We start from the raw sequence: 24,935 nt of genomic DNA on the forward strand, positions 1-24,935 counted from the left end.
GTAATCTGCCAAAAAATCGGGACAAAAACGATCCCGGCATTGAGGCAGTTGTTATGAATTTCCCCGAGCGGTTTTCGGACCTACCGGCATATGCATTCCCGCGTCTGCGCGCCCTGTTGGATCACCATCAGCCGGGCGGTGAGGTCATTCATATGACTATCGGCACGCCAATGCATGATTTCCCGGCGTGGGTGACGGATATCATCGCCGAAAACGCTGCTGATTTTCAGGGATATCCGCCGAACGAAGGTTCGCCCGCGCTGCGGTGTGCGATCACCGATTGGATCGAACGTCGTTATGGTGTTTCGCTTGATCCCGATACCAACGTGATGGCCCTGAATGGCACGCGCGAAGGTCTGTATAACGCAGCTATGGCGCTGTGCCCGGAGCAGAAGAACGGCCAGCAGCCGATCGTTCTATGCCCGAACCCGTTTTATCAGGTCTACATGGTCGCCTCGATCTCGGTCGGGGCGCAGCCGGTTTTTGTTCCGGCCACGGCCGCCACTGGTCACTTGCCGGACTATGCCGGTCTGCCCGAGGACGTGCTGAACCGAACTGCGGTGGCCTATATCTGCTCGCCCGCCAACCCGCAGGGCGCGGTTGCGTCGCGGGACTATTGGGCTGAACTGATCCGTCTGGCCGAGAGATACGATTTCCGCATCTTCGCCGACGAATGTTATTCCGAGATTTACCGCGACGAAGCTCCGACAGGTATTCTGACCGTGGCGCAGGAACTGGGAGCGGATCCTGAGCGGATCGTCCTGTTCAATTCGCTGTCCAAACGATCCAATCTGGCCGGGCTGCGTTCGGGACTGATTGCAGGCGGCCCTGAGACGATCAAAAGGGTCAAGCAGCTGCGGGCCTATTCCGGCGCGCCTCTGCCCGCGCCGTTGCAGGCTGCGGCTGCAAAAGTCTGGGCGGATGAGGCGCATGTGGCCGAGAACCGTGCACTCTATCAGGATAAATACGCCATTGCGGATGAGGTGTTCGCTGGCGTGCAGGGCTATATGCCGCCTGAGGGCGGGTTCTTCCTGTGGCTGCCGGTCGAAAACGGCGAGGAAACAGCGTTGAAGCTGTGGCAGGAGACAGGGGTGCGTGTCCTGCCAGGCGCATATCTTTCTCAAGGCGATCCGGGACAGAACCCGGGCGAGCAATTTATCCGGGTCGCCATGGTGGCCCCAAAAACAGAGTTGCAGCGCGGGCTGATCACGCTTCGCGACTGCATCTATTCGTGAGGTACGAGGGCAAAATGGCATCATTGAACGCGCGCAACCGCGATCCTTTACTGGACAGCACAACGCAGGCCGCGATTGAGCGGCGCAGCAAGGAATTGATCGGGATCGCCCTGATCCTGCTGGGTTTTGCGGCAGCGACAATGATCTGGTCCTACACGCCGGATGATCCGAACTGGATGGTATCGACAGACGCGCCGGTGCAGAACTGGATGGGCCGTATCGGGGCCTCGATCGCTGCGCCTCTGTTCATGATCGTGGGCTGGGGAAGCTGGAGCATCGCTTTGGTGTTGATCGGCTGGGGCATCCGCTTTGCCGGTCACTTCGGCGAAGATCGCGCCGTTGCGCGCCTGATCTTTGCGCCGATCTGGATCGCGGTTGTATCGGTTTATGCAGCGACTCTGGTGCCGGGCGACGCATGGCGCGCCACCCACAGCTATGGTCTGGGCGGTTTGTTTGGCGATACCGTGATGGGTGCGTTGCTGACATTGTTGCCGATTTCCTCGCATTTCATGGTCAAGCTGATGTCGCTGGCGATGGCGGTGGGGATGCTGGCGCTGGGCGTTTTTGTTCTTGGGTTTACCAAAGACGACGTCCGGCGCGGGTTCCGGGCTTTCCTGCTTGGTCTTGTTCTGTCCTACGACATGCTGATGAAGGGTCTTGGCCGCAGCGCATCTGCCACGGCCCAGGCCGCGCGTGACCGCCGCGCGCGGTGGGAAGATCGCAAGGCCGCCCGGATCGAGGCTGATGACCTCGTGTTCCAGGACGATATGGATTTTGCCGATCCGGTATTCGAAGAGCTTGAATTCGAGCCCGGGCCGCAGAAAACCGGCCTGCTGGCGCGGATGCCCGCGTTGATCCGGCGACCTGAACCGATGCCGGAACCCGAACTTGTCGACCCTGAACCGGTTGCAGGTTTCGACGAAATGCCGGGTGAGGATCGTATCCGTTCAAAAATTTCGGCAGCCGTCCGCAGCCGCCGGGTCGCCACCGGTGAGATGACGCCCGAACCCGATCCGAACCTTCCGCTGACCAAGGGCCGCGGCAGAGGGCCCGACCCGCTGATCCTGAACACAGCGCGGGCCGGAGAATTGCCGCCTGAGCCACCCATTACTGCGGGCGGGTTGCCACCCGAACCGCCGTTGACTTCAGGGGCGGCGCCCGAATGGCAGGCGCGTGAGCCGAACGCGTACGTGCCTGAACCCGATCACATGCAGGGCTTTCAGCCGGAACCCGATTTTGACGGCGACGACGTGTTTGAGGACGCACCCGAACTCGTGCCAGAGCCGCGCACGGCGATGAAAATCCCGGTGGCCGAGCCTCGCAAACCGGTCGTGGCACAGCCTGTGCGCCGCAGCCCGCCTCCGTCGCGTCGTGCTCAGGCCGAAGCGCAGCCGACCTTGTCGTTCGAGGAACGGCATTCGGATTTCGAATTGCCGCCGCTGGGTCTGCTGTCCAATCCGGCCAGCATTCAGCGCCATCATCTGAGCGATGAGGCGCTGGAGGAAAACGCGCGGATGTTGGAAAACGTTCTGGACGATTATGGCGTCAAGGGTGAGATCGTCAGCGTCCGCCCCGGCCCTGTGGTGACCATGTACGAACTTGAACCGGCTCCGGGCCTGAAAGCAAGCCGTGTGATCGGTCTGGCGGACGATATCGCGCGGTCCATGTCCGCCTTGTCGGCGCGGGTTTCGACCCTGCCGGGGCGTTCTGTGATCGGTATCGAACTGCCCAACGAAAATCGCGAGATGGTCGTGCTGCGCGAAATCCTCGCCAGCCGGGACTTTGGCGATGGCAACCACGCGCTGCCTTTGGCACTGGGCAAGGATATCGGCGGGGAATCCGTTGTCGCGAACCTGGCCAAGATGCCTCACCTGCTGATCGCGGGTACCACGGGCTCCGGTAAGTCAGTGGCGATCAACACCATGATCCTGTCGCTGCTGTATAAGCTGACGCCGGATGAATGTCGCCTGATCATGATCGACCCCAAGATGCTGGAGCTGTCCGTTTATGACGGCATCCCGCATCTGCTGTCCCCGGTTGTGACCGACCCAAAGAAGGCGGTTGTGGCTCTGAAATGGGTCGTGGGCGAGATGGAGGACCGCTATCGTAAGATGTCCAAAATGGGCGTGCGCAATATCGCGGGCTACAACGGCCGCGTGAAGGACGCGCTGGCCAAGGGCGAACTGTTCAGCCGCACGGTTCAGACCGGGTTTGACGATGACACCGGCGAACCCACATTCGAGACCGAAGAATTCGCACCTGAGGCGATGCCCTACATCGTCGTCATCGTCGACGAAATGGCCGATTTGATGATGGTCGCGGGCAAGGAAATCGAAGCCTGCATTCAGCGTCTGGCACAGATGGCGCGGGCTTCGGGTATTCACCTGATTATGGCAACGCAGCGTCCGTCGGTCGACGTGATCACCGGTACGATCAAGGCGAACTTCCCGACGCGGATTTCATTCCAGGTGACCTCGAAAGTCGACAGCCGTACCATCCTAGGTGAAATGGGGGCTGAGCAACTGTTGGGGCAGGGCGACATGCTCTACATGGCGGGTGGGGCCAAGATTACCCGCTGCCACGGTCCGTTCGTTTCGGACGAAGAGGTCGAGGAAATCGTCAACCACCTGAAACAGTTCGGTCCACCGGACTACATGAGTGGGGTAGTCGATGGCCCGACCGAGGAAACCGCTGACAATATCGATGCTGTTCTGGGCCTGAATACCGGTGGAAACACCAACGGTGAGGACGCCCTGTACGATCAGGCAGTCGGGATTGTAATCAAGGATCGCAAATGCTCGACCTCGTACATTCAGCGAAAACTTGCCATTGGCTACAACAAGGCCGCGCGGCTTGTTGAGCAGATGGAAGACGAAGGCGTTGTTTCGTCAGCAAATCACGTCGGCAAACGCGAAATCCTCGTCCCCGAGCAGTAGGATATTTAATAACAAGAGCAAAGCGCTTATCTGGTGTCTCATGAAACAGATAGCCTTTGCCCTTGCTTTGACACTGGCCGCGCCTGCGGCCTGGGCGGCAGACAAACTGCCATTGTCGCAGATTTCAAAATACCTGAACGATATGAAAACCGTTCAGACGTCGTTCACTCAGGTCAACGATGACGGATCGCTAAGTACCGGAAAGCTTTGGATTCAACGCCCCGGCAAGATGCGGTTCGAATATGACCCCCCCAATGATGCCGTCGTTCTGGCGCGCTCCGGATCCGTGATGATCTTTGATCCGAAATCAAACCAGCCGCCCGAGCAATACCCGCTGAACCGGACACCGTTGTCACTGGTGCTGAAGCGAAATGTAAATCTGGGTGAGGCGAATATGGTGGTGGGGCACGAGTTTGACGGAACGGCCACGATCGTTACTGTGCAGGACCCCAAAAACCCCGACGCAGGCCGGATCGAGCTGATGTTTACAGGCGATCCCATTGAGCTGCGTAAATGGGTGATTCACGACAATGCCGGGGGGCAGACCACGGTCCTGCTGGGCGCATTGGAAACAGACGGACGCTTGAACCAGAGTCTGTTCTCACGCCCAAATTAGGACAGGCCGGGTAACTTTCGGCCTGCGCAATGGTGTCAGATTCGGCAGGACGCCAGCTGGGCCTGATAAAGACGCGCCCGCGCATCGACATCATCGGCCACGTTGAGCAACCAGGATTTGCCGTTGTAGGTGCCACGCGCAAAGCCGGCGTGACCTTCGTGATAGGCCAGGTACTGGTTGCGTGTGTCGCTGGGGTGGATGCCATTGCGTTCGTAGCTTTTGTTCATGTACCAGCCGATGAAGTCGGACGCGTCGCGAATGCGATCCCGCTTGGCGCGCCGTTTTCCGGTTTCGCGCTGATATTGCTCCCACGTGCCATCAAGGGCCTGGCTGAAGCCGTAGGCGCTGCTCTGACGGCCTAGCGGGATCACTCCCAGTGCGTATTTGTGCGGGGTTCGTGCATCGTGACGATAGCGGCTTTCCTGATAGATCGTCGCCATCTGAACGTGAATGGGCACCCCCCATTTCCGTTCGGTGGATTTGAACGCCTTGATGTAGTCAGGTCTTTCGCGCGCAATACTGCACGCGTCATTCAATCTGCTGGGCGGTTGCTTGGAACCGCCCCCACAGGATGCCAAAAGCAGCACCCCAAGGAGTACAACTAGAATTCTGCTCATGTGCCTCGTGCCTTTTTTGTTCATTCTAGCGCAGATTGTAGTTTGAGGAAATCACTTTCGTTACAGAACAATAGCCAGAATGACAGGTAATGCCCCCACGGAAAGAAGAGTCGAGACCATGACCATTCCGGCAACCGCGTCTGAATCGGCCTTGAACCGCTCGGCCAGAAGGTACGATGTGACTGCCACCGGGGTGCACATTTGCAAGACCAGCACACCGAATGCCACGGCCCCAAGATCGAACGTCACTGCAACGGTCCAGCCCAAAACAAAGCAAACGCCAAGCTTCAGAACAGACAGCCAGATTGCCTGCCCCAGCTTGTCCGTGGTCAGACGTGCAATCGCGACGCCGAGCGTGATCAGCATCATGGGCACCGCCATCTGCCCCAGCAACTCAAGCGTATTGGTTAGAAACAAGGGCGTTTCCCAGCCTTGCCACAAAAACAGCGCGCCAAGCAGCGTGGCCCAGACCATTGGCTCGCGTATGACTTTGCCAAACGCGCCTTTTCCGGCCACCAGATAGATTCCGTAAGTGAATGAAAACAGGGCCGTGACCGCAAGAAAGATCACCGCATAGCCCAGTCCCGCCTGCCCGAATGCAAAAATACACAGAGGCAGCCCAAGATTTCCGGTATTCCCAAAAATGAGCGGCGACAGATACGTGCGCTGCTCCAGTTTTAAAAGATGCACGGTCACTTTGAAGACCACGGCAAGTGCCAGATTCCCGGCAATGGTGGCCAGCGTGAACCGTGACAGATCCCCGCCCGGAATTTCGGTCTGCATCAAGGCGACGAAGATCAGACTTGGCACGGCCAGTGTCATCGCAAACCGTGTCACGAACTGCAAACGGTACTCGAATCCCAGCCTGACCCAGGTAAACCCAATCCCTGAAAGCAGAAATACCGGAGCGACGATTTCGAACACTGTCAGTAGTAGGTTCACAGACTGTTTCCCTGAATTTCAGATCAATGATTGGCATTTTGGCTCGGAAAGAGGTAGTAAGACCTCCGGGGGCTGAAACAATGCTGAAGACAAATGCCAAATACGGCTTGGGCCAGGTGGTCCGCCATAAGAAACATCCCTTTCGAGGGGTGATTTTTGACGTGGATCCGGAGTTCTCAAATACGGAAGAATGGTATCAGGCGATTCCTGAAGACAGTCGGCCGATAAAGGATCAGCCGTTTTATCACCTGCTGGCTGAAAACGACCAATCCTTCTATGTTGCTTATGTTTCAGAACAAAATCTGGTTGCCGACCAGTCCGGAGAGCCGGTTGAGCACCCCGATATTCCCGACATGTTCGGCCCGTTCGAGGATGGCGCGTATCCGCTGCACTTTCATCTGAATTGATGACCGCATAGCTGCCGCCTTCCGGTCGCCGAAACTTAATACCCAAGCGCACATCCGTCTTTTCTGGGGTCACTTGCGCCCTCAAGAACACCGCTTTCACAGATTCGGATCGCCTGTGCACCGCCGAGGGGTGTGTCAGGAATTGAAACAGTGTGGCCAATGTCAGACAATTGTTGCGCTACTGCTTGCGGATATCCGCGTTCCAGTTTCAGTACCCCACCATCGGCAAAGGCGCGCGGCGCATCGATGCTGCCCTGAAGACTCAAATCAAAATCGACAAGATTGGACAGGAATCTGGCGTGTCCGGTCGGCTGGTAGGCCCCGCCCATGACGCCGAATGGCATCACTACCCGGCCGCCCTGTTGCAGCATCCCGGGAATGATCGTGTGCATCGGGCGTTTTCCACCGCCCAGCTCATTGGGGTGCCCGGCTTGCAGCGTAAAGCCCGCCCCGCGGTTCTGCAGCAGAATGCCATATTTTTCAGACGCGATCCCTGATCCGAAGCTGTGGAAGATCGAGTAGATGAGAGATACGGACATCCGGTCCCGGTCGACCACCGTGATATAGACGGTATCCTTGTGAACGGACTCGGTCAGCGGTGCGGCGGCGGCCATAGTGCTTTTGGGGTCGATAAGTGCAGCCAGCCTGTCTGCAATGTCCTGATCTGTAAACCGTTCGGCCCTGGCCATATGATCGGGGTCCGCAATGAATCGATTGCGGGCATCGTAGGCCAATTTGGTGGCCTCGGCCTCGATATGAACCCTTTGCGCACCAAAAGGGTCCATCCCGGCCAGATCAAAGTTCTTCATAATATTGAGCAACAGGATCGCAGTCGCCCCTTGCCCATTTGGCGGGTGTTCGACAAGGTCCGTGCCTTTGTAGTGCCCGCTCATTGGGTTGGTTTGCGTCCATCTGGTGGCTTGAAAGTCATCCGATGTGTGGACCCCACCCAATGTGTTCAGGGCGGAAATCATGTCTTGCACGATGTCACCGGTGTAGAATGCTTCGCGCCCGTGACGAGCAATTTGGCGCAGAACTTCCGCCTGACCCGGAGCGCGAAAGACCTGACCTGTTTCCGGGGGCTTGCCATCGACCAGATAGTGGTCGCGGGCCGCACCCTGCAAAACAGCCGCGCCGGATTTCCAGTCGAAGGCCACTCGTGCGGCCACCGGAACACCGGTCTCGGCGTAGTCGATGGACGGTTGCAAAATCGCCTCAAGCCCCAGCCGTCCTTCCGTTTCCGCCAGGTGGCAAAACGCATCAACAGCACCCGGAACTGTCACCGCATCCGGGGTGTTCAGGGGCACGGTCTTCAGGTCCTTTGCGCGCAACGCCTCTGCATTTGCTGCTTGGGGCGCGCGGCCTGAACCGTTCAGCGCGCGAATTTCGTTCTCGCCTGCGCGATTGAACAGGACAAAACAATCGCCACCCAGACCGGTCATTTGTGGTTCGCAAATGCCCAGCAGAACCGCACCGGCGATGGCGGCGTCCATCGCGTTTCCGCCCTGCGCCAGTATGTCCAGCGCCACCTTGGCCGCCAAAGGGTGAGACGTCGCACACATGCCTTCGGTCGCCAGCACTTCGGAACGTCCGGGTTTGTGCAGATCGCGCATGACGGGGCTCTCCTCATTGAACGCGCAGACCGTATCGCGCGGCAGAGGAATGTCCAGTCAACTTGAGGGGAGGTTCCTCGGCGCCGGTCACTGGGTGGGGGCTGTGATGCTGGGCGCCGAGGGAAGCTATCTGAGCTACAAGACCCTTTTGCCAATTATTTGCGGCGCGACAATGTTTCGATCTGGGCCTTATTGTGGCCATTTCGGGTCAATTCGCCTCATCCGGGAAATCGAAGCGCAAAGACAACCTATTGCACCCTTCGCGCCGCTCATAGTGGATGGCGCTGGTCAATTGGTGAATCAGGAACCATCCGAATCCCCCTTCGGGCAGACTCTGTCTGGTTGTGTTGACGTCCGCCGGAATTCCATCGGGCACTCGACACCCCGGCAAAGGGTTGCCGGTATCCGTAATGACAATGACAAGCCAATCTCTGTGAAGGCGGCACCTGACTAGAACACGGGCTGGGGCGATGCCTGCGTAGGCATGTTCGACCACGTTGTTTATCGCCTCGGCCAGCGCGATTTTTACGTCGCTTGCCTGTGGCGCGGGCAATCCGCGCTCGGCGAGGCTGGCGCTTAGACGGGCGATACCCGTGCTCGCCTCAGCTTCGGTTGCGGCAAAGCTCAGTTCCAGAAAATCATGATCATGAACAGAGGCCACGCGAATGGTTTCCTGTGCAACTTTAATCCGCAGCCGGCGTCAGGGCGTCTTCCAGCGTCGCAAACAACCGGAAAACTGTATCCATGCGGGTCAGCCGAAACACTTTCTCGACAAACGGATGCAGTCCCGCCAGATCCAGGCTGCGGTCATCACCAAGCTGTTTCATGGATGCGACGATGGCACCCAGTCCGCTGGAATCGATGAATTCGACATCCGACAGGTCCAGCACCACCCGGCCCGCACCGCCGTCGGTCTGATTACGCATATCTTCCTTGAACTGTATCGCAATGGCGGCGTCGATCCGGTCGGCCTGAACCGTGATCACCTGCGTCTCACCGGTTGTCGTGCTGATCAGACCCATGTCCAGTTGCCCTCCAGAATGAAAAAACCTCGTAGAAATACGCTAGACGGCAATTCTTACCATTCGGTATTCAGAACCTGGAAAACCAGAAGGAGAATCCGGATGAAGCAGGTCGTGATCGCGGGTGCAGCCCGCACCCCAATGGGCGGGTTTCAGGGCATGTTCGATGGGGTTGCGGCGGCCGATCTGGGTGGCACGGCCATTCGAGCGGCCATGCAGGGGGCCGGAGTACAGACCGTGGACGAGGTTCTGATGGGCTGCGTTCTGCCCGCCGGTCAGGGGCAGGCTCCGGCGCGGCAGGCCGGTTTTGCCGCCGGTTTGGGCGAAGACGTGCCCGCAACGACCCTGAACAAGATGTGCGGGTCCGGGATGAAGGCGGCGATGATGGCGTTTGACCAGATTGCGCTGGGTCATGCCGACACCATGGTCGCGGGCGGTATGGAAAGCATGACAAACGCCCCCTACTTGCTGCCCAAAATGCGCGGCGGGGCGCGCATCGGTCACGGTCAGGTGGTGGACCATATGTTTCTGGACGGGCTTGAGGACGCGTATGACAAGGGCCGCCTGATGGGCACCTTCGCCGAAGACTGCGCCGAGGCCTATCAATTCACGCGTGAGGCACAGGACGAATACGCGCTGCAGTCTCTGTCCAACGCGCTGGCCGCTCAGGAAAACGGGGCGTTTGACGGCGAAATTGCGCCGCACGTCGTGCGGACCCGCAAAGGTGAAGTCACACAAGATATTGACGAACAGCCAAAATCGGCGCGGCCGGAAAAGATTCCGACCCTGAAACCCGCGTTTCGCAAGGACGGAACCGTAACGGCCGCCAACTCCTCATCGATCTCCGATGGTGCGGCGGCGCTGGTTCTTGCCTCCGCCGAAGTGGCCGAGGCGCAGAGCCTGAACGTTCGTGCGCGCATCCTCGGGCATGCCAGCCACGCGCAGGCTCCGGGCCTCTTTACGACCGCTCCGGTTCCGGCGGCGCAAAAGCTGCTGTCCCGCATCGGATGGAGCAAGGATGACGTCGATCTGTGGGAGGTGAACGAAGCCTTCGCCGTCGTTCCCATGGCGTTCATGCGCGAAATGGGTTTGCCGCGTGAAAAAGTGAATGTGAATGGCGGCGCCTGCGCCCTGGGTCATCCGATCGGCGCATCAGGTGCCCGAATCATGGTGACGCTGCTCAATGCTCTGGAAAAACGAAACCTCAAGCGGGGTGTGGCAGCCATCTGCATCGGCGGCGGCGAAGGCACCGCAATTGCAATCGAGCGGGTTTGACCCTTCATCTTTTTCCAAATACTCCGGGGGTGAATTGAGCCAACGGCTCAAGAGGGGGCAGCGCCCCCTTACCCACCACAGACGGGATTTCCACCATGACTGCAGACTACACCATGCTGGCCAGAACCATCGCCGCTCTGACCGAAGGCGAAAGTGACGAGGTTGCACTGATGGCCACCGTCGCCTGCGAGGTGCATCATTCCGACGACCGGTTCAACTGGACCGGGTTTTATCGGGTGACCGAACCGGGGTTGCTGAAAGTCGGCCCTTACCAGGGGGGGCATGGCTGTCTGGTCATTCCCTTCGACCGGGGTGTTTGTGGTGCGGCTGCGCGCACAGGGCAGGTGCAGCTTGTTCCGGATGTCGACGCGTTCCCGGGGCATATCGCCTGCGCGTCCTCAACCCGATCCGAACTGGTCCTGCCTGTTCACAATGCCGCAGGTGAGGTAATTGCGGTTTTCGACATCGACAGCGATCTGCCCGATGCGTTTTCGGAGGATGACGCCGAATACCTGACGGAGATATTGTCCCAAACTTTCGCGCGAGCCTGATGGAAACGCAGGGGGCGAAAGGCCCACTCTCGGACTTCGAGATTTTGCTTCACGCAAAGACCCGCTAAACTCTGAAGGCCTCGAAACCTGGCGGGTCCGGCATGATTCCACACCAATTCTCTACTCAACGGCTTTCGGTCAGCCACTGGAAAGACCATCTTGCCCAACCGCACTTGCGGCGCAAGCTAGCTGACGATCTTGCCGCGCTTCTGATCCCTGCGGTCCTGAAAAACCTGCCGCCGCCCATGCAGTTGCGGGACCGGAACATCTCAGCCTGGATCGAGGCCCGTCACGCCGAAAGCGACATTCTGCTGGTGCGTCAAGGCACCGACAATGAGCTGATCGGACTGATGTTGCTGGCCGTCGATACGGAGAGTGATCCGCCTCCGAGTGTCCATACCGGCTATCTGATTGCAGAAACTGCCTGGGGAAACGGCTACGCCTCCGAACTGTTAAAGGGGCTTCAGACCGCAGTGCTGTCAGGCCCTGCCATGCGACTCGTTGCCGGTGTCGATCGCGACAATCCAGCCTCTGCCCGCGTGCTTCAGAAAGCGGGTTTTAAACTTTGGACGGAACGCTGTTCCGCCACCACCGAGATGTATGTCTGCGACGTCGGCTGATTGACGGTGCAGTCAGGTCTTGTCACTGTATAAGGGTCGGCAGGCCGTTGGTCATGACAAGATACAGGGCCAAGACCTGCAACGTGGCAACTCCGAACAGCCAGGCCGAGAATCCGCGTTTTCGGGTTTTGTGTCGAAACACCCATCGTCCCAGCAACGCGCCGGGGCTGCCGCCGAGGGCCGCAAGCCACAACAACCGGCGTTCTGGAATTCTACGCTTGCGCCGCTGCGCCCGGACCTTGTCCCAGCCGAAACACAGCAGGGTCAGACCGTTAACCGCCCAAAGATAGATCACTGCAATCCACATCAGTGGGACATAGCCAATCGGACAGGTCGACCCAAGTGAAAAAATGCTTGGAATTTTCACGGAATCGCGTCATCGTGAAAAACGAGGAGAAAATTTCACGAGAATCGGAGTGGCCCCCGTGAACAGCCAGGCCCCGCAAAGCGCGACACTCGGAGCGGACATCCGCGCCCTGCGCAAGGCGCGTGGGCTGACGCTCACCGATATCGCGACACGGCTGGACCGGTCCGTCGGCTGGCTCAGCCAGGTTGAGCGCGACAAATCCGAACCATCGATCTCGGATCTGCGCCAAATTGCCGAGTGTCTTTGCGTTCCGATGTCGATGCTGTTTGCGCATTCCGCGGCGCCTGCCGCCGAACAGGGCTATGTCGTCCGGGCCGGATCACGGCGACCGATGGGGTCTGGCGAAGAAGGGCTGATCGAAGAACTGCTGTCTCCTGATCTGACCGACGATTTCGAGATGGTGCATTCTACCTTTCAACCCCAGTCCCGCATGCAAACCCCTGCAAATCGCCCGACGCAAGAGGTCGGTTACATGGTTTCCGGGCGGCTTGATCTCAAAATTGGCGATCGTGAATACACGGTGGGTCCGGGCGACAGTTTTCGGATCAAGCACGAGCCCTATCAATGGTCCAACCCCTATGACGAGCCCGCAGTTGCGGTCTGGGTCATCGCCCCGCCGGTATACTGATGAGCTTTGAGGCCTGGACCATATTCGCACTTTTCTGGGTGGTATTCGTTACCACACCGGGGCCGAACGCGGTCAATTGTATCTCGAACGGGATGAACCTGCCATTTGCCAAGGCGATGCTGGGTGTTCTGGCCATTGTGACTCAGGCCAGCGCGTTTCTGATCCTGTCGGCACTGGGCGTGACCGCATTGATCGCGGCGTCCCCAACCGGGTTTTTCATCGCCAAACTGATCGGGGCAGGGTTCCTGATCTGGATGGGCGTGCGCGGCTGGATGAACGCGGCAAAGCCGGCACCTGCCACGGAACGTCCAGCGCGGCATGTCTATCTACATGCACTGGCCATCGCCACGATCAATCCCAAAAGCGTCGCAGGATACCTGGCCGCGTTTTCGCAATTCGTGCAGCCCGATGTGCCGATCTGGCAGCAAATGTCGGTCATCATGCCAACAGCGCTGGTCATTACGACACTCAGCTATACCGGCTTCACACTTCTGGGCGCGCTCATGGGCAAGGCGGCACTGGGCGCGGTGTTCAACATCTGGGTGCGCCGGATGATGGCTGCATGTTTCATCATTTACGGTGTGCTGCTGGGAACCAGCACCACGCCGACAGCAAGGGGGTAATAGAATGCAGACAGGTTCTTGTTTGTGCGGCTCGGTTGCCTTCGCGGTCGACGGTGAGCTTTCACCGCCATCGGCCTGCCATTGCGGTCAATGCCGCAGGCAGTCGGGTCATATCTGGGCGTCCGCCTCGACGCATCAGGACAATCTCAGTTTTTCCGCCAGTGACACGCTCAGCTGGTTTCGTGCCTCGGATATCGCCCGACGCGGCTTCTGCAGCGCCTGCGGTTCGTTCCTTTTCTGGCAACACAATGACGAGGACACGATTTCGATTTCCATGGGGGCGCTTGACGAACCCACGGGCCTCACGCTCGCCCGCCACATCTTCGTGGCCGACAAGGGCGATTACTACGACATCACGGACGATCTGCCTCAAGAGGCACAGTAACAGGGATCAAACAACATGAATGATTTTCCGACAAAAGCCCGAGTGGTTGTTATCGGTGGCGGTGTGGTGGGGGCTTCCTCGCTGTACCATCTGGCCAAGAAGGGCTGGACCGACTGCGTTCTTCTGGAAAAGAACGAGCTGACCGCAGGTTCGACCTGGCACGCGGCGGGTAACGTGCCGACGTTTTCGACCTCGTGGGCGATCATGAACATGCAGCGCTATTCGACCGAGCTGTATGCACGGCTGGGCGAAGAAGTCGCCTATCCGATGAACTACCACCAGTCCGGCTCGATCCGTCTGGCGCACAGCAAGGAGCGGATGCAGGAATTTGAGCGGGCGATGTCGATGGGTCGTTACCAGGGCATCCCGATGGAGATGTGGACCCCGGAAGAGGCCAAGGAACGCTATCCCTTCCTTGAAACGCATGATCTTGAGGGGGTTCTGTATGATCCGACCGATGGCGACATCGACCCCGCGCAGCTGACGCAAGCGCTGGCCAAGGGGGCCCGCGACATGGGCCAGAAGATCATCCGTTTCTGCCCGGCAACCGGCGTGACCCAGCATGACGACGGGACCTGGACCGTACACACGGACAAGGGCGATATCGCCTGTGATTATGTGGTCAACGCCGCCGGTTACTACGCGCAGCGTGTGGGAGAGTGGTTCAAACCTTATGGCGGCCGAACCGTTCCCGCGATGGTCATGAGCCACCAGTATCTGCTGACCGACGAAATCCCCGAAATCCAAGCATGGTCCAAGGAAAACGGGGGCAAGAAGCTGCCGCTACTGCGCGACGTGGATATCTCATACTACCTGCGTCAGGAGAAGAACGGCTTCAACCTCGGCCCGTATGAGCCCAATTGCAAGGGCCACTGGATGACCGAAGATGACCCGATGCCCGAGGACTTCAGCTTCCAGCTGTGGAATGACGATCTGGACCGGATCGAGGACATCGTGACCGACGCGATGGAGCGGGTGCCGCTGATGGCGACCTCGGGCGTGGGCCGCGTGATCAATGGCCCGATCCCCTATGCACCGGATGGTCTGCCGCTGATCGGCCCGATGCCGGGTGTGAAGAACGCGTTCGAGGCGCACACATTTACCTTCGGTATCGCGCAGGGCGGGGGGGCAGGCAAAGTGCTGGCCGAATGGATCGTCGATGGCGCGACCGAGTGGGATATGTGGGCTGTCGATCCGCGCCGCTACACCGACTACACCGATCAGGACTACTGCAACCAGAAAGGTCTGGAGGTTTATGGCAACGAATACGCCATGCACTTCCCCCAGCACGAATGGCCTGCGGCGCGCGACAAGAAACTGTCGCCGGTTCATGCCAAGGTGAAAGAGCTGGGCGGTGTCATGGGGGCCTATAACGGCTGGGAACGGGCCAACTGGTTCGCGCAGCCCGGCGACGACACGTCGCTTGAAGCCACCCACACATGGGGTCGCTCGGGTCCGTGGGAGCAGCGCGTCAAGGAGGAATGCGAGGCCGTGCGCGACCATTGTGGTGTACTGGATCTGCCGGGATTCTCGCGCTTCATGGTCAAGGGCGAAGGTGCTGCCGAGGCGCTGCGTGGTCTGGTCACAGGTGGCCTGCCCAAGACGGGTCGCATGAACCTTGTCTATATCTCTGATGATCGTGGTCGCATCCTGACCGAGATGTCCTGTATCCGGATGGGCGAGGACGAGTTCGTCATGATCACGGCCGCAACCGCCCAGTGGCATGACCGCGACATTCTGCTGAACGCTATGCCCGAAGACGTTTCGGTCGAGGATGTGACCACCACCCGCGATACACTGATCGTCACGGGGCCGAAGTCGCGAGAGATCCTGTCGGGCATGACCGATGCGGACCTGTCGACCGGATGGCTGACCCACCAGTCGGCAACCGTCGCCGGGCAACCCGCTTACCTCATCCGTGTTTCCTTCGCAGGTGAGCTGGGTTGGGAGGTTCATGCCCTGAACGAACACATGCCAGCGATCTATGGCGCCATCATTGACGCGGGTGCCAAGCCCTTCGGGATGTATGCGCTCAATTCCCTGCGTGTCGAAAAGGGTTATCGTGCGTGGAAAGGCGACCTGTCGACCGACTACTCGCTTCTGGAAGGCGGTTTGGAGCGGTTCGTGAAACTGGACAAACCACAGGACTTCCCCGGCAAGGCTGCGATCCAGAATGAAAAGCAGCAGGGCGTGAAAAAGCAGTTCGTCACCATGCTGGTCGAGGCCGGAGATTGCGACGCACCGTACATGTCGTGCCTCTGGCATGATGGCCAGATCGTGGGTGAAACCACATCCGGTGCATGGGGGTATCGCATCAATGCGTCGGTCGCACTGGGCATGGTGCGTCCTGATCTGGCTGCTCCGGGCACCGAGCTGGAGGTCGAAATCTACGGTCAGAAATGCCGAGCTGTCGTACAGCAGGATCAGCCGCTCTGGGATCCGGAAAACGCACGGTTGCGCGCCTGATCCATCAGAAAAACTGCGGGTCGGCCAAAAGTCAGGCGGACCCGCAATTTGATGCAACACCGCTGTCGGGCATAATGCATCCGCAAAACCTGCAACGGGGAGAGATGGCAATGACCCAACCGGAGACAATGTCCGGTGTTTACCTGACACGCCATGGCGGGCCGGAGGCACTGGAATGGCGTCAGGATATTCCCCTACCCACCCCCGGACCCGGGCAGGTTCTGGTCCGGGTGGCTGCGGCAGGCGTCAATAATACCGATATCAACACGCGTGTTGGCTGGTATTCACCGGATGTCACGGATGCAACGGACGCGGTCGATCAGGATGTCGATGCCGGCGGTTGGGGCGGCGCTCTGCAGTTTCCCAGAATACAGGGCGGTGATTTGTGCGGCATCGTTGAGCGGACAGGGTCCGGCACCGGTTTCCAGCCAGGTCAACGTGTCACCTGTCCGATCAACTTGCCGCGCCCACGTCCCGGTCAACCCAGCGGTTTCATTGCATTGGGTTCTGAGATTGACGGCGCTTTCGCGCAATACTGCCTGGTCGAGGCAAGCGACCTCTACGACGTGTCCGCGTCACCTCTGTCGGACACCGAGATTGCGGCAATACCCTGCGCTTTCGGCACGGCAGAAAACCTGCTGACCCGCGCAGGTGTAACGGCCGGACAAAAGGTTCTTATAACTGGGGCATCCGGTGGGGTCGGGCTGGCTGCCGTCCAACTTGCAACATTGCGGGGGGCTTCGGTCTGGGGTGTCACCAGCGCTGCCAAAGCAGATGTGGTCAAGGGACAGGGTGCGATAGATACCTTTGATCGCGACGCGGCCTTGCCGCCAGACATGTTCGATGTGGCGGTCGACGTCGTCGGCGGACCGGCATTTCTGGGGTTGATTCTGGCGCTGAAGCCGGGCGGGCAATACGCCGTTTCCGGCGCCATAGCAGGCCCGATTGTACAAGCGGATCTGCGCGATATCTACCTGAGGGACATCACCATTCATGGCTGTACGCACCAGGCATTCGACGTTTTCGGACGGCTTGTCGAACTTATCAATGCAGGGCGGATCAGGCCGCTGATCTCGAAGACGTATCCTCTGAAAGACATTGCCCGGGCGCAGGAAGATTTCCAATCCAAAGCGTTTCCGGGGAAACTGGTCCTGATTCCGTAACGAGGTAAGACATGGCAGACATCACCCTTCTGGACGGCTCCATCGGGCAGGAACTGGTCAAACGCAGTGGCGACCGGGCAACGCCGCTTTGGTCAACGCGGGTGATGATGGATCACCCGGAACTGGTGGGCGACGTTCACGCTGATTATTTTCGCCGCGGCGCTACGATCGCGACCACCAATACCTATGCTGTTCACCGTTCGCGCCTGGAACGTGTGGGATTGGAAGACCAGATCGGAGCGCTGACGGACACCGCCCTTTCTCAGGCAGAACGCGCACGCGCGGGAACCAAAGGGCGCATTGCAGGCTCGCTGGGTCCGCTGCTGGCCACCTACAGGCCCGACCTGCGGCCCGACCCTGAGGACGCCGCTTCGAAATACGCCGAACTTGTCGAACTGATGGCAGGCAGGGTCGACCTGTTCCTGATTGAAACCGTTTCGTCGGTACAGGAAGCAGAAGGTGCGTTGCGCGGCACAGTCGATGGCGGGCGTCCCGTCTGGCTGGCCCTGACCGTGGATGACACAGACGGCACACGTTTGCGGTCTGGTGAACACCTGTCGGAAATCACACCTTTGATCGACCGCTTTGCGCCAGAGGCCGTGCTCGTCAATTGCTCGCCGCCCGAGGCCATGCCTGCGGCTTTGCAAATCATCGCGAACATGGGAAGACCGTTTGGCGCCTATGCGAATGGATTCACCGAAATTTCCGAGGGATTTCTGAAGGACGCCCCGACCGTCGACGCGCTTGAACAGCGCAGCGATCTGGGGCCTCAGGTCTACGCCGAACACGCCATGCGCTGGGTGGAACAGGGGGCCACCATCGTAGGCGGTTGTTGCGAGGTCGGTCCGGACCATATCGAGGCACTGGCCGAACAGTTGCGCTCAGCCGGGCACAGGATTGTCTGAGGGCACGAGAATGCAAAAGCGGACAGGACCCGAACCGCAAGGATCCGGCAAACAGCATCAGTTCGATATCATGGTTGCGCCGGGATACGTTTTGCTGGAGCTCGCGTCATTGGTCGATGTCCTGCGGATTGCCAACCGCGTTTGCCCGAATCCTCCGTTCCGGTACACCTATCGGTCGCTAAGAGGCGGCCCTGTCGAAAGCAGCAGCGGTGCGACCGTTTCAACCGAACCGGTTTCTGCACAACCTGATGCCGACTATCTGTTCGTGATCGGCAATTCCGACCCGGACCTGCCGGACCTGTCACTTGGGCGGGTGGTTTCGGACTATACCTACCGCGGCGCACAGGTGTTTTTGCTGGCCGAGGCCGCCAGCCGCTATATTGACGAGCAAGGCACGGATGACATGGCCACCCACTGGGAGAACGCATCTTTCCTGCGCGAAAGGGGCGCCCGGTTCGAAGCCAAGATGTCCATCGCAACCCAGCAGGGTTCGGTCGTCACCTGCGCCGGAATGGAGGCGACCACCGATGTCGCGCTGGCCGTTATCGGGCGCCATGTTTCGGGCCCTGCCAGGATGACGGTTGCTGACATCATGCTGCACGAAAACATCCGGGACTTTTCCTCGCAGCAGCCGTTTTCCGGGGTTCGGACCACGGCGACCGGGGATGCAAAACTGGACCAGTGCATCAAGCTGATGCAGGCCAATATCGAAGACCCTTTGCCGATCCAGAACATCGTCAAACTGCTGGGGCTGTCGAATCGGTCGCTCGAACGCAAGTTCCGGTCGATCTTCGGAACCACACCAAACGGATTTTACCGCGAAATGCGGCTGGCGCGCGCGAACAATCTGCTTCTGAACACCACCATGAGCGTGCGCGAGATCGGCCTGGCATGCGGATTTCCCAACGGATTCTCGTCGATTTACAAGAGCTTTTATGGAATCACGCCGTTTGTTCTGCGGCGGGAAAAGCGGGCATCTTCGCAAAGGTGATTTTTGCAGAGGACCTGACGATTTTGATGCATTTGTTGTCGCACATCCGTGGCATTTTATCCCAAACCTGACACAGCGGAGACATCAGGATGGTTGATCTTCCCACCAAGGCCCGAGTGGTCATCATCGGCGGCGGCGTTATCGGATGCTCGGTCGCGTATCATCTGACCAAGAAGGGTTGGACAGATGTCGTGCTGCTGGAACGCAAGCAACTGACCAGCGGCACCACCTGGCACGCCGCGGGTCTGATCGCGCAGCTGCGCGCGACTGCCAACATGACCAAACTGGCGAAGTACAGTCAGGAACTCTATGGCTCGCTTGAGGAGGAAACCGGCGTCGCGACCGGGTTCAAGCGCTGCGGATCGATCACCGTGGCCCTGACCGAAGAGCGCAAGGAAGAAATTTATCGCCAGGCCGCCATGGCGCGGGCATTCGGGGTCGAGGTCGAAGAAATCACGAACGAGCGCGTGGCGGAGCTTTATCCGCATCTGAACCTCGAAGACGTCAAGGGTGCGGTTTACCTGCCGCTGGACGGACAGGGCGATCCTGCCAATATCGCGCTGGCGCTTGCCAAGGGCGCACGGCAGCGCGGCGGCATTGTCAAAGAACGCGTGAAAGTCACCGAGATCGTCAAACAGGGCCGCAAGGTGACAGGTGTGGACTGGGTTGCCGATGACGGCAGCGCCTCGGGCCACATCGAATGCGACATGGTGGTGAACTGTGCAGGCATGTGGGGGCACGAGGTTGGCCGGATGGCGGGCGTCAACGTCCCGCTGCACGCCTGCGAGCATTTCTACATCGTTACCGAGAACATCGATGGTCTGACGCAGCTGCCCGTGCTGCGGGTGCCGGATGAATGCGCCTATTACAAGGAAGACGCGGGCAAAATCCTGCTGGGCGCGTTCGAGCCGAACGCCAAGCCATGGGCCATGGACGGTATCCCGGATACCTTCGAATTCGACCAGTTGCCCGAGGATTTCGACCATTTCGAACCGATCCTCGAAGATGCCTGCAACCGGATGCCCATGCTGGCCGAGGCCGGAATCCATACCTTCTTCAACGGCCCCGAGAGCTTTACCCCCGACGATGCCTACCACCTTGGCCTTGCGCCCGAGATGGACAATTTCTGGGTCGCAGCCGGGTTCAACTCGATCGGCATTCAGTCCGCCGGTGGCGCGGGGATGGCACTGGCCGAATGGATGGATACGGGTGAGAAACCGTTTGACCTTGGCGATGTGGATATCAGCCGGATGCAGCCGTTCCAGGGAAACAAACAGTACCTGTTCGAACGCTCGAAAGAGACGCTGGGCCTGCTCTATGCCGATCACTACCCCTATCGTCAAAAGGCGACCGCGCGCGGTGTGCGGCGGACGCCGTTCCACCACCACCTGAAGGAACAGGGCGCGGTATTTGGTGAACTGGCCGGATGGGAACGCGCCAACTGGTACGCCAGTGAAGGGCAGGAGCGTGAGTATCAGTACAGTTGGAAGCGCCAGAACTGGTTCGAGAATTCGGCCGCCGAGCACCGCGCCGTGCGCGAGAATGTCGGCATGTACGACATGTCGTCGTTCGGCAAGATCCGGGTGGAAGGTCCGGATGCCGAGGCGTTCATGAACTATATCGGCGGCGGTGACTACTCAGTGCCCAATGGCAAAATCGTCTATACCCAGTTCCTGAACCGCAGCGGCGGCATTGAAGCGGACGTGACGGTCACCCGCCTGACTGAAACGTCCTATCTGGTGGTCACTCCGGCGGCGACCCGTCTGGCGGATCAGACCTGGATGCAACGCAATGCCGGCAATTTCAACGTGGTCATCACTGACGTCACCGCGGGCGAAGGGGTGCTGGCCGTGATGGGCCCGAACGCCCGCGCGCTGCTTGAAAAGGTCTCGCCCAACGACTTCACCAACGCAACCAATCCATTTGGTACCGCACAGCAGATCGAGATCGGCATGGGGCTCGCCCGCGCGCATCGCGTGACCTATGTGGGTGAACTTGGTTGGGAAATCTGTGTCTCGTCTGACATGGCGGGTCATGTGTTCGAAACACTGCACGAGGCTGGTCAGGACATGGGGCTGAAGTTGTGTGGGATGCACATGATGGACAGCTGCCGGATCGAAAAGGGCTTCCGCCATTTCGGCCACGATATCACTTGCGAAGACCATGTTGTCGACGCCGGACTCGGGTTCGCTGTCAAGGTCGACAAGGGCAGTGATTTCATCGGCCGCGAGGCGGTAATCGCGCGCAAGGAAAGCGGGCCAAAGAGTCGCCTGGTGCAGTTCAAGCTGACCGAAGCTGAGCCGCTGCTGTTCCACAATGAACCGATCATTCGCGATGGTGAGTATGTCGGCTATCTCAGCTCAGGCAACTATGGCCACACGCTGGGCGGTGCCGTTGGTATGGGATACGTGCCATGCGAGGGCGAGAAGGCGGCTGATGTATTGGCATCGAGCTATGAGATCGACGTGTGCGGTGTGAAGGTTAGGGCAGAGGCATCGCTGAAGCCGATGTATGACCCTAAATCCGAGCGCGTCAAAGTCTGAACCGGTGCGTTGGGGGCGCTGCCCCCGCCGCAGCAAGCTGCGCCTCCCCCGGGATATTTGCGGCCAGACGAATGAAGGATCCCTTGTTCATCTGGCCAAAAATATCCCGGAGCGCGATGCAGAGCCTCGCAAATAGTGAAAAGCCAGCTGAAAGCCCAAGGCGCGATCCTATCAAGGTTCGTGATACGAGCCTTCACAGAATTCACAGTTCCCAACCCGGCCTGAACTGCCGTAAAGACGAACGGTATCAGCCGGAGACCTGACATGGCGGACATCGCTGCTCCAACTCAGAACGTCGACACGCCGCGCGGTCTGGCGCTGGCTGTAACCGCCTATGTACTGTGGGGGTTTCTGCCGCTGTACATGAAGGCGATGGCGCATATCGGTCCGGTCGAGGTTGTGGCTCATCGGGTGATCTGGTCCGTGCCGGTCGCCGGTCTGTTGCTGATCGCGCTGGGGCGTACAGGCGATCTGAAGGCAGCCCTGCGAAACCCAAAAATGCTGGGCATGGCCTGCCTGACGGCCGCTTTGATTTCAGTGAACTGGGCGATCTATGTCTGGGCTATTGCCACCGGGCGGGCGCTGGACGCGGCCTTGGGGTACTATATCAACCCCTTGTTCAGCATTGCGCTGGGCGCAGTTTTGCTGCGCGAACCTTTGAACCGAACGCAGATAGTAGCGGTTGGGCTGGCAGCGTTGGGCGTCATCATACTTGTGCTCGAAGCCGGAGCACTGCCTTGGGCCGCCCTGGGCATGATGTTTACTTGGGGCTTTTACGCGTTCTTCAAACGCTCCCTTCCTATCGGACCAAACCAGGGGTTCCTTCTCGAGGTTCTGGTTCTTCTGATCCCGGCGCTGGCCTATGTGACCTGGCTGGGTGTGCAAGGCAGCGGACATTTTGGGTTGGCCGGGGCGGATACGATGCTGCTGGCGGGTGCCGGTGTGGTGACGGCGGTGCCTTTGCTGGTTTACGCCAACGGCGCCAAGTTGGTGCGGTTGTCCACCATGGGCATTCTGCAATACATCGCTCCAACCATGATCTTCATCACCGCGATTACCCTGTTCGGAGAACAAATCGATCGTGGTCGCATGATCGCCTTTCCGCTGATCTGGGCGGCTTTGGTTGTCTATTCGGTTCCGATGATCCGGCAGATTCGGGCTCAGTCCTGACGCAGCGCGCGGGCAACTTCATCCGCCCAGATCGCGTAGGTTTTCGGACTGGGGTGATACCCGTCTGGCGCGGCAAGCGCCGGGTCATCCGGCAAATCCAGCACGAGGTGCCGGCACTGAGGGCGCTCTGCGACCACCTTCTGCAGCGCCTGATCCAGCCGTCGCGCCTGCCGGTCCAGAACCCAGGCCAAAGGTTGGGGTAAGGCCGGAAAACGGCCCATTTGCGGGACTGCAGTAACAATCACGCGCCGCGCGCCCATGGCGCCTGTCAGCAGGGACATCAGGCGGGCTTGTCGTTCGGCAAACCGGCGTTGCGTCACGGCGCGGGTGACGTCATTCACACCCAGCGCCGTCACCACGGCATCGAACTGAGTATTCAGTGCGCCGAGACGGTCTATCGTATCCTGCGTTGTATGGCCGGTCGTAGCCTCCAGCCGCCATTCAACACAAAAGTGCCGCGCCAGCCGCTGGACGAGTTGCCCGGACAAGGCCTGTTTCTGCGTGCCTGCGCCTACGCCGGCAGCCGAACTGTCACCCGTGATCAGCAACCGCAGCCGGGGCCCGCGGCCTTCGCGGCCTTCGCGCGGCCCTGATGGCTCGGGCAGCATCTGGGCATTGCGCCGGACAGACAGACCCTGCATCGCCAGAACCGGCAGCAGCGGAAGGCGCAGAAGCTGATCAGGGGCGACAGGAGCACGCATGGTCAGCTCAGCGCCTTGCGAAATTCCAGAAAGCGGGCGTCGCTCATCACCTGCGCCATCATCGCCTCGCGCAGGGCGCCGACGGTTTTGTGCGGGCGCATGACCACTTCGAATTTCTGGATCAGGCCATCGTCATTCAGCGTGATCAAATCCACACCCACGGCATCCAGTTCACCGACCTTGCATTGGAACTCCAAAGCCCAGTCGCAACCTTCGCCCATGACGCGGCGATAGCGAAACTCGGAAAACACCTGGCTGACATGCCCAAGCACCACCGCAACCGGTGCACGCCCGGTCCATGTGCTGTAATAAGTCGGCGGCAGGAACTGCACATTCTCGGCCAGCAGATCCGGTATCCGGGCCTCGTCACCTTTTGCAACCGCGTCCTGCATGCGCTCGATTGTCGGATGCATCTCTGTTCCTCCTCAACTTGGTCCGAGAGTTGCCGAACGATGGGTCGCAGGCAAGGACGAAGTTGCGGGAGGTCGCGCGCTGCGATAGGAAAGCCCGCATGAGCGAGACCTACACCCCCCCGAACACGCCACTGGATGTGCTGCATGAAGACGCGCAGCTGATCGTGGTGAACAAACCGCCGGGCCTGCTTTCGGTACCCGGCCGGGGGGAGCATCTGTCGGATTGCCTTCTGACCCGGGTTCAGGCGGCTTTTCCTCAGGCCCTGCTTGTTCACCGGTTGGACCGGGACACGTCAGGTGTGATGGTGTTTGCACAAACACCGCATGCGCAACGCCATCTGGGTCAGCAGTTCGAACAGCGCCAGACGCGCAAAACCTATGTTGCGCGTGTGTGGGGCCAGGTTGAACCCAAATCCGGAACGGTTGATCTGCCTCTGATCGTCGACTGGCCAAACCGGCCGCGCCAGATGGTGTGTCACGAGACGGGCAAACCTGCGGTGACGGACTGGCGGGTCGTCCGACATGAGGACCGCAGCACGCGCATCCGGTTGTTTCCCAAAACGGGCCGGTCGCATCAGCTGCGGGTTCACATGCAGGCATTGGGGCACCCGATTCTGGGCGATCCGTTCTATGCGACGGGTGCGGCGCGGGATTACCCGCGCCTGATGCTGCATTCCGAAGAGCTTCGCCTGAAGAACCCCGAAGGCGGAGTTGCGATGAAATTCAGGGCCAAGCCCGATTTCTGA

The 24,935-nt window shown here is 59.6% G+C and carries 25 protein-coding genes; 17 read left to right on the plus strand and 8 right to left on the minus strand.

Annotated elements, in window-relative coordinates; translation table 11 throughout:
- The first annotated feature begins 53 nt into the window (after positions 1-53).
- The 3 genes from ACR0CG_RS02795 to ACR0CG_RS02805 are packed head-to-tail and all read left to right on the plus strand — an operon-like array spanning position 54 to position 4,787.
- Positions 54-1,235 (plus strand): aminotransferase class I/II-fold pyridoxal phosphate-dependent enzyme, encoded by a 1,182-nt coding sequence (locus ACR0CG_RS02795; RefSeq protein ID WP_480522765.1) that lies wholly within the window; start codon positions 54-56, stop codon positions 1,233-1,235.
- A gap of 14 nt (positions 1,236-1,249) precedes the next feature.
- Complete coding sequence (locus ACR0CG_RS02800; protein ID WP_480522766.1) at positions 1,250-4,171, plus strand: DNA translocase FtsK; 2,922 nt, start codon at positions 1,250-1,252, stop codon at positions 4,169-4,171.
- 40 nt (positions 4,172-4,211) lie between these two features.
- Positions 4,212-4,787 carry a LolA family protein gene (locus ACR0CG_RS02805; RefSeq protein WP_480522767.1) on the plus strand — a complete coding sequence of 192 codons (576 nt, stop codon included), beginning with the start codon at positions 4,212-4,214 and terminating at the stop codon, positions 4,785-4,787.
- Positions 4,788-4,822: 35 nt separating this feature from the next.
- Here the strand turns inward: ACR0CG_RS02805 and ACR0CG_RS02810 are convergent, their stop codons facing one another.
- Positions 4,823-5,404: a transglycosylase SLT domain-containing protein gene (locus tag ACR0CG_RS02810; RefSeq protein ID WP_170679447.1), complete on the minus strand. Its 582-nt coding sequence runs from the start codon at positions 5,402-5,404 to the stop codon at positions 4,823-4,825.
- 60 nt (positions 5,405-5,464) lie between these two features.
- Entirely contained in the window at positions 5,465-6,346 is an 882-nt protein-coding gene (locus ACR0CG_RS02815) for an AEC family transporter (protein ID WP_480522768.1), read from the minus strand.
- A gap of 80 nt (positions 6,347-6,426) precedes the next feature.
- Between ACR0CG_RS02815 and hspQ the strand changes: the two genes are divergently transcribed.
- Positions 6,427-6,753, plus strand: a complete 327-nt coding sequence (gene hspQ, locus ACR0CG_RS02820) for a heat shock protein HspQ (RefSeq protein WP_480522913.1) — start codon at positions 6,427-6,429, stop codon at positions 6,751-6,753.
- Positions 6,754-6,788: 35 nt separating this feature from the next.
- Here hspQ and ACR0CG_RS02825 read toward each other — a convergent pair whose 3' ends face one another.
- From ACR0CG_RS02825 to ACR0CG_RS02835, 3 genes are all read right to left on the minus strand, one after another.
- On the minus strand, positions 6,789-8,366 hold the full coding sequence (locus ACR0CG_RS02825; RefSeq protein WP_480522769.1) for a gamma-glutamyltransferase family protein: 1,578 nt from the start codon (positions 8,364-8,366) through the stop codon (positions 6,789-6,791).
- A gap of 208 nt (positions 8,367-8,574) precedes the next feature.
- Positions 8,575-9,027: an ATP-binding protein gene (locus ACR0CG_RS02830; RefSeq protein WP_480522770.1), complete on the minus strand. Its 453-nt coding sequence runs from the start codon at positions 9,025-9,027 to the stop codon at positions 8,575-8,577.
- 22 nt (positions 9,028-9,049) lie between these two features.
- Positions 9,050-9,388, minus strand: a complete 339-nt coding sequence (locus ACR0CG_RS02835; protein ID WP_480522771.1) for an STAS domain-containing protein — start codon at positions 9,386-9,388, stop codon at positions 9,050-9,052.
- A gap of 102 nt (positions 9,389-9,490) precedes the next feature.
- Between ACR0CG_RS02835 and ACR0CG_RS02840 the strand changes: the two genes are divergently transcribed.
- From ACR0CG_RS02840 to ACR0CG_RS02850, 3 genes are all read left to right on the plus strand, one after another.
- On the plus strand, positions 9,491-10,663 hold the full coding sequence (locus ACR0CG_RS02840; RefSeq protein WP_480522772.1) for a thiolase family protein: 1,173 nt from the start codon (positions 9,491-9,493) through the stop codon (positions 10,661-10,663).
- Between the two features lie 95 nt (positions 10,664-10,758).
- On the plus strand, positions 10,759-11,214 hold the full coding sequence (locus tag ACR0CG_RS02845; protein ID WP_480522773.1) for a GAF domain-containing protein: 456 nt from the start codon (positions 10,759-10,761) through the stop codon (positions 11,212-11,214).
- A 101-nt stretch (positions 11,215-11,315) separates the two neighbouring features.
- A complete protein-coding gene (locus tag ACR0CG_RS02850) occupies positions 11,316-11,834 on the plus strand; it encodes a GNAT family N-acetyltransferase (protein ID WP_480522774.1) in 519 nt (172 codons plus the stop codon).
- A gap of 22 nt (positions 11,835-11,856) precedes the next feature.
- Here the strand turns inward: ACR0CG_RS02850 and ACR0CG_RS02855 are convergent, their stop codons facing one another.
- Positions 11,857-12,201: a DUF1294 domain-containing protein gene (locus ACR0CG_RS02855; protein WP_480522775.1), complete on the minus strand. Its 345-nt coding sequence runs from the start codon at positions 12,199-12,201 to the stop codon at positions 11,857-11,859.
- 58 nt (positions 12,202-12,259) lie between these two features.
- Between ACR0CG_RS02855 and ACR0CG_RS02860 the strand changes: the two genes are divergently transcribed.
- The 9 genes from ACR0CG_RS02860 (at position 12,260) to rarD (ending at position 23,075) form a co-directional block, all read left to right on the plus strand.
- On the plus strand, positions 12,260-12,829 hold the full coding sequence (locus ACR0CG_RS02860; protein WP_480522776.1) for a helix-turn-helix domain-containing protein: 570 nt from the start codon (positions 12,260-12,262) through the stop codon (positions 12,827-12,829).
- Positions 12,829-13,452: a LysE family translocator gene (locus ACR0CG_RS02865; RefSeq protein ID WP_480522777.1), complete on the plus strand. Its 624-nt coding sequence runs from the start codon at positions 12,829-12,831 to the stop codon at positions 13,450-13,452. Before ACR0CG_RS02860 ends, ACR0CG_RS02865 begins: the two co-directional genes overlap by 1 nt.
- A gap of 4 nt (positions 13,453-13,456) precedes the next feature.
- Complete coding sequence (locus ACR0CG_RS02870) at positions 13,457-13,837, plus strand: GFA family protein (protein ID WP_170679464.1); 381 nt, start codon at positions 13,457-13,459, stop codon at positions 13,835-13,837.
- 15 nt (positions 13,838-13,852) lie between these two features.
- A complete protein-coding gene (locus ACR0CG_RS02875) occupies positions 13,853-16,303 on the plus strand; it encodes a GcvT family protein (RefSeq protein ID WP_480522778.1) in 2,451 nt (816 codons plus the stop codon).
- 110 nt (positions 16,304-16,413) lie between these two features.
- Positions 16,414-17,466, plus strand: coding sequence for an alcohol dehydrogenase catalytic domain-containing protein (locus ACR0CG_RS02880; RefSeq protein ID WP_480522779.1), 1,053 nt, complete (start codon positions 16,414-16,416; stop codon positions 17,464-17,466).
- A gap of 11 nt (positions 17,467-17,477) precedes the next feature.
- Positions 17,478-18,371 (plus strand): homocysteine S-methyltransferase family protein, encoded by an 894-nt coding sequence (locus ACR0CG_RS02885; protein ID WP_480522780.1) that lies wholly within the window; start codon positions 17,478-17,480, stop codon positions 18,369-18,371.
- Between the two features lie 10 nt (positions 18,372-18,381).
- Entirely contained in the window at positions 18,382-19,362 is a 981-nt protein-coding gene (locus ACR0CG_RS02890) for a GlxA family transcriptional regulator (protein ID WP_480522781.1), read from the plus strand.
- A gap of 89 nt (positions 19,363-19,451) precedes the next feature.
- A complete protein-coding gene (locus ACR0CG_RS02895) occupies positions 19,452-21,905 on the plus strand; it encodes a GcvT family protein (protein ID WP_480522782.1) in 2,454 nt (817 codons plus the stop codon).
- 264 nt (positions 21,906-22,169) lie between these two features.
- Positions 22,170-23,075 carry an EamA family transporter RarD gene (gene rarD / locus ACR0CG_RS02900; RefSeq protein WP_480522783.1) on the plus strand — a complete coding sequence of 302 codons (906 nt, stop codon included), beginning with the start codon at positions 22,170-22,172 and terminating at the stop codon, positions 23,073-23,075.
- Here rarD and ACR0CG_RS02905 read toward each other — a convergent pair.
- A complete protein-coding gene (locus ACR0CG_RS02905; RefSeq protein ID WP_480522784.1) occupies positions 23,066-23,776 on the minus strand; it encodes an SGNH/GDSL hydrolase family protein in 711 nt (236 codons plus the stop codon). The two genes, rarD and ACR0CG_RS02905, sit on opposite strands and share 10 nt — an antisense overlap.
- Positions 23,777-23,778: 2 nt before the next feature.
- Positions 23,779-24,189 (minus strand): nuclear transport factor 2 family protein, encoded by a 411-nt coding sequence (locus ACR0CG_RS02910; RefSeq protein ID WP_480522785.1) that lies wholly within the window; start codon positions 24,187-24,189, stop codon positions 23,779-23,781.
- On the opposite strand from ACR0CG_RS02910, the gene ACR0CG_RS02915 reads away from it, so the two are divergent.
- Positions 24,075-24,935 (plus strand): RluA family pseudouridine synthase, encoded by an 861-nt coding sequence (locus tag ACR0CG_RS02915; RefSeq protein ID WP_480522786.1) that lies wholly within the window; start codon positions 24,075-24,077, stop codon positions 24,933-24,935. The genes ACR0CG_RS02910 and ACR0CG_RS02915 overlap by 115 nt on opposite strands.

It is taken from the genome of Ruegeria sp. AB8 (genome assembly GCF_056542605.1).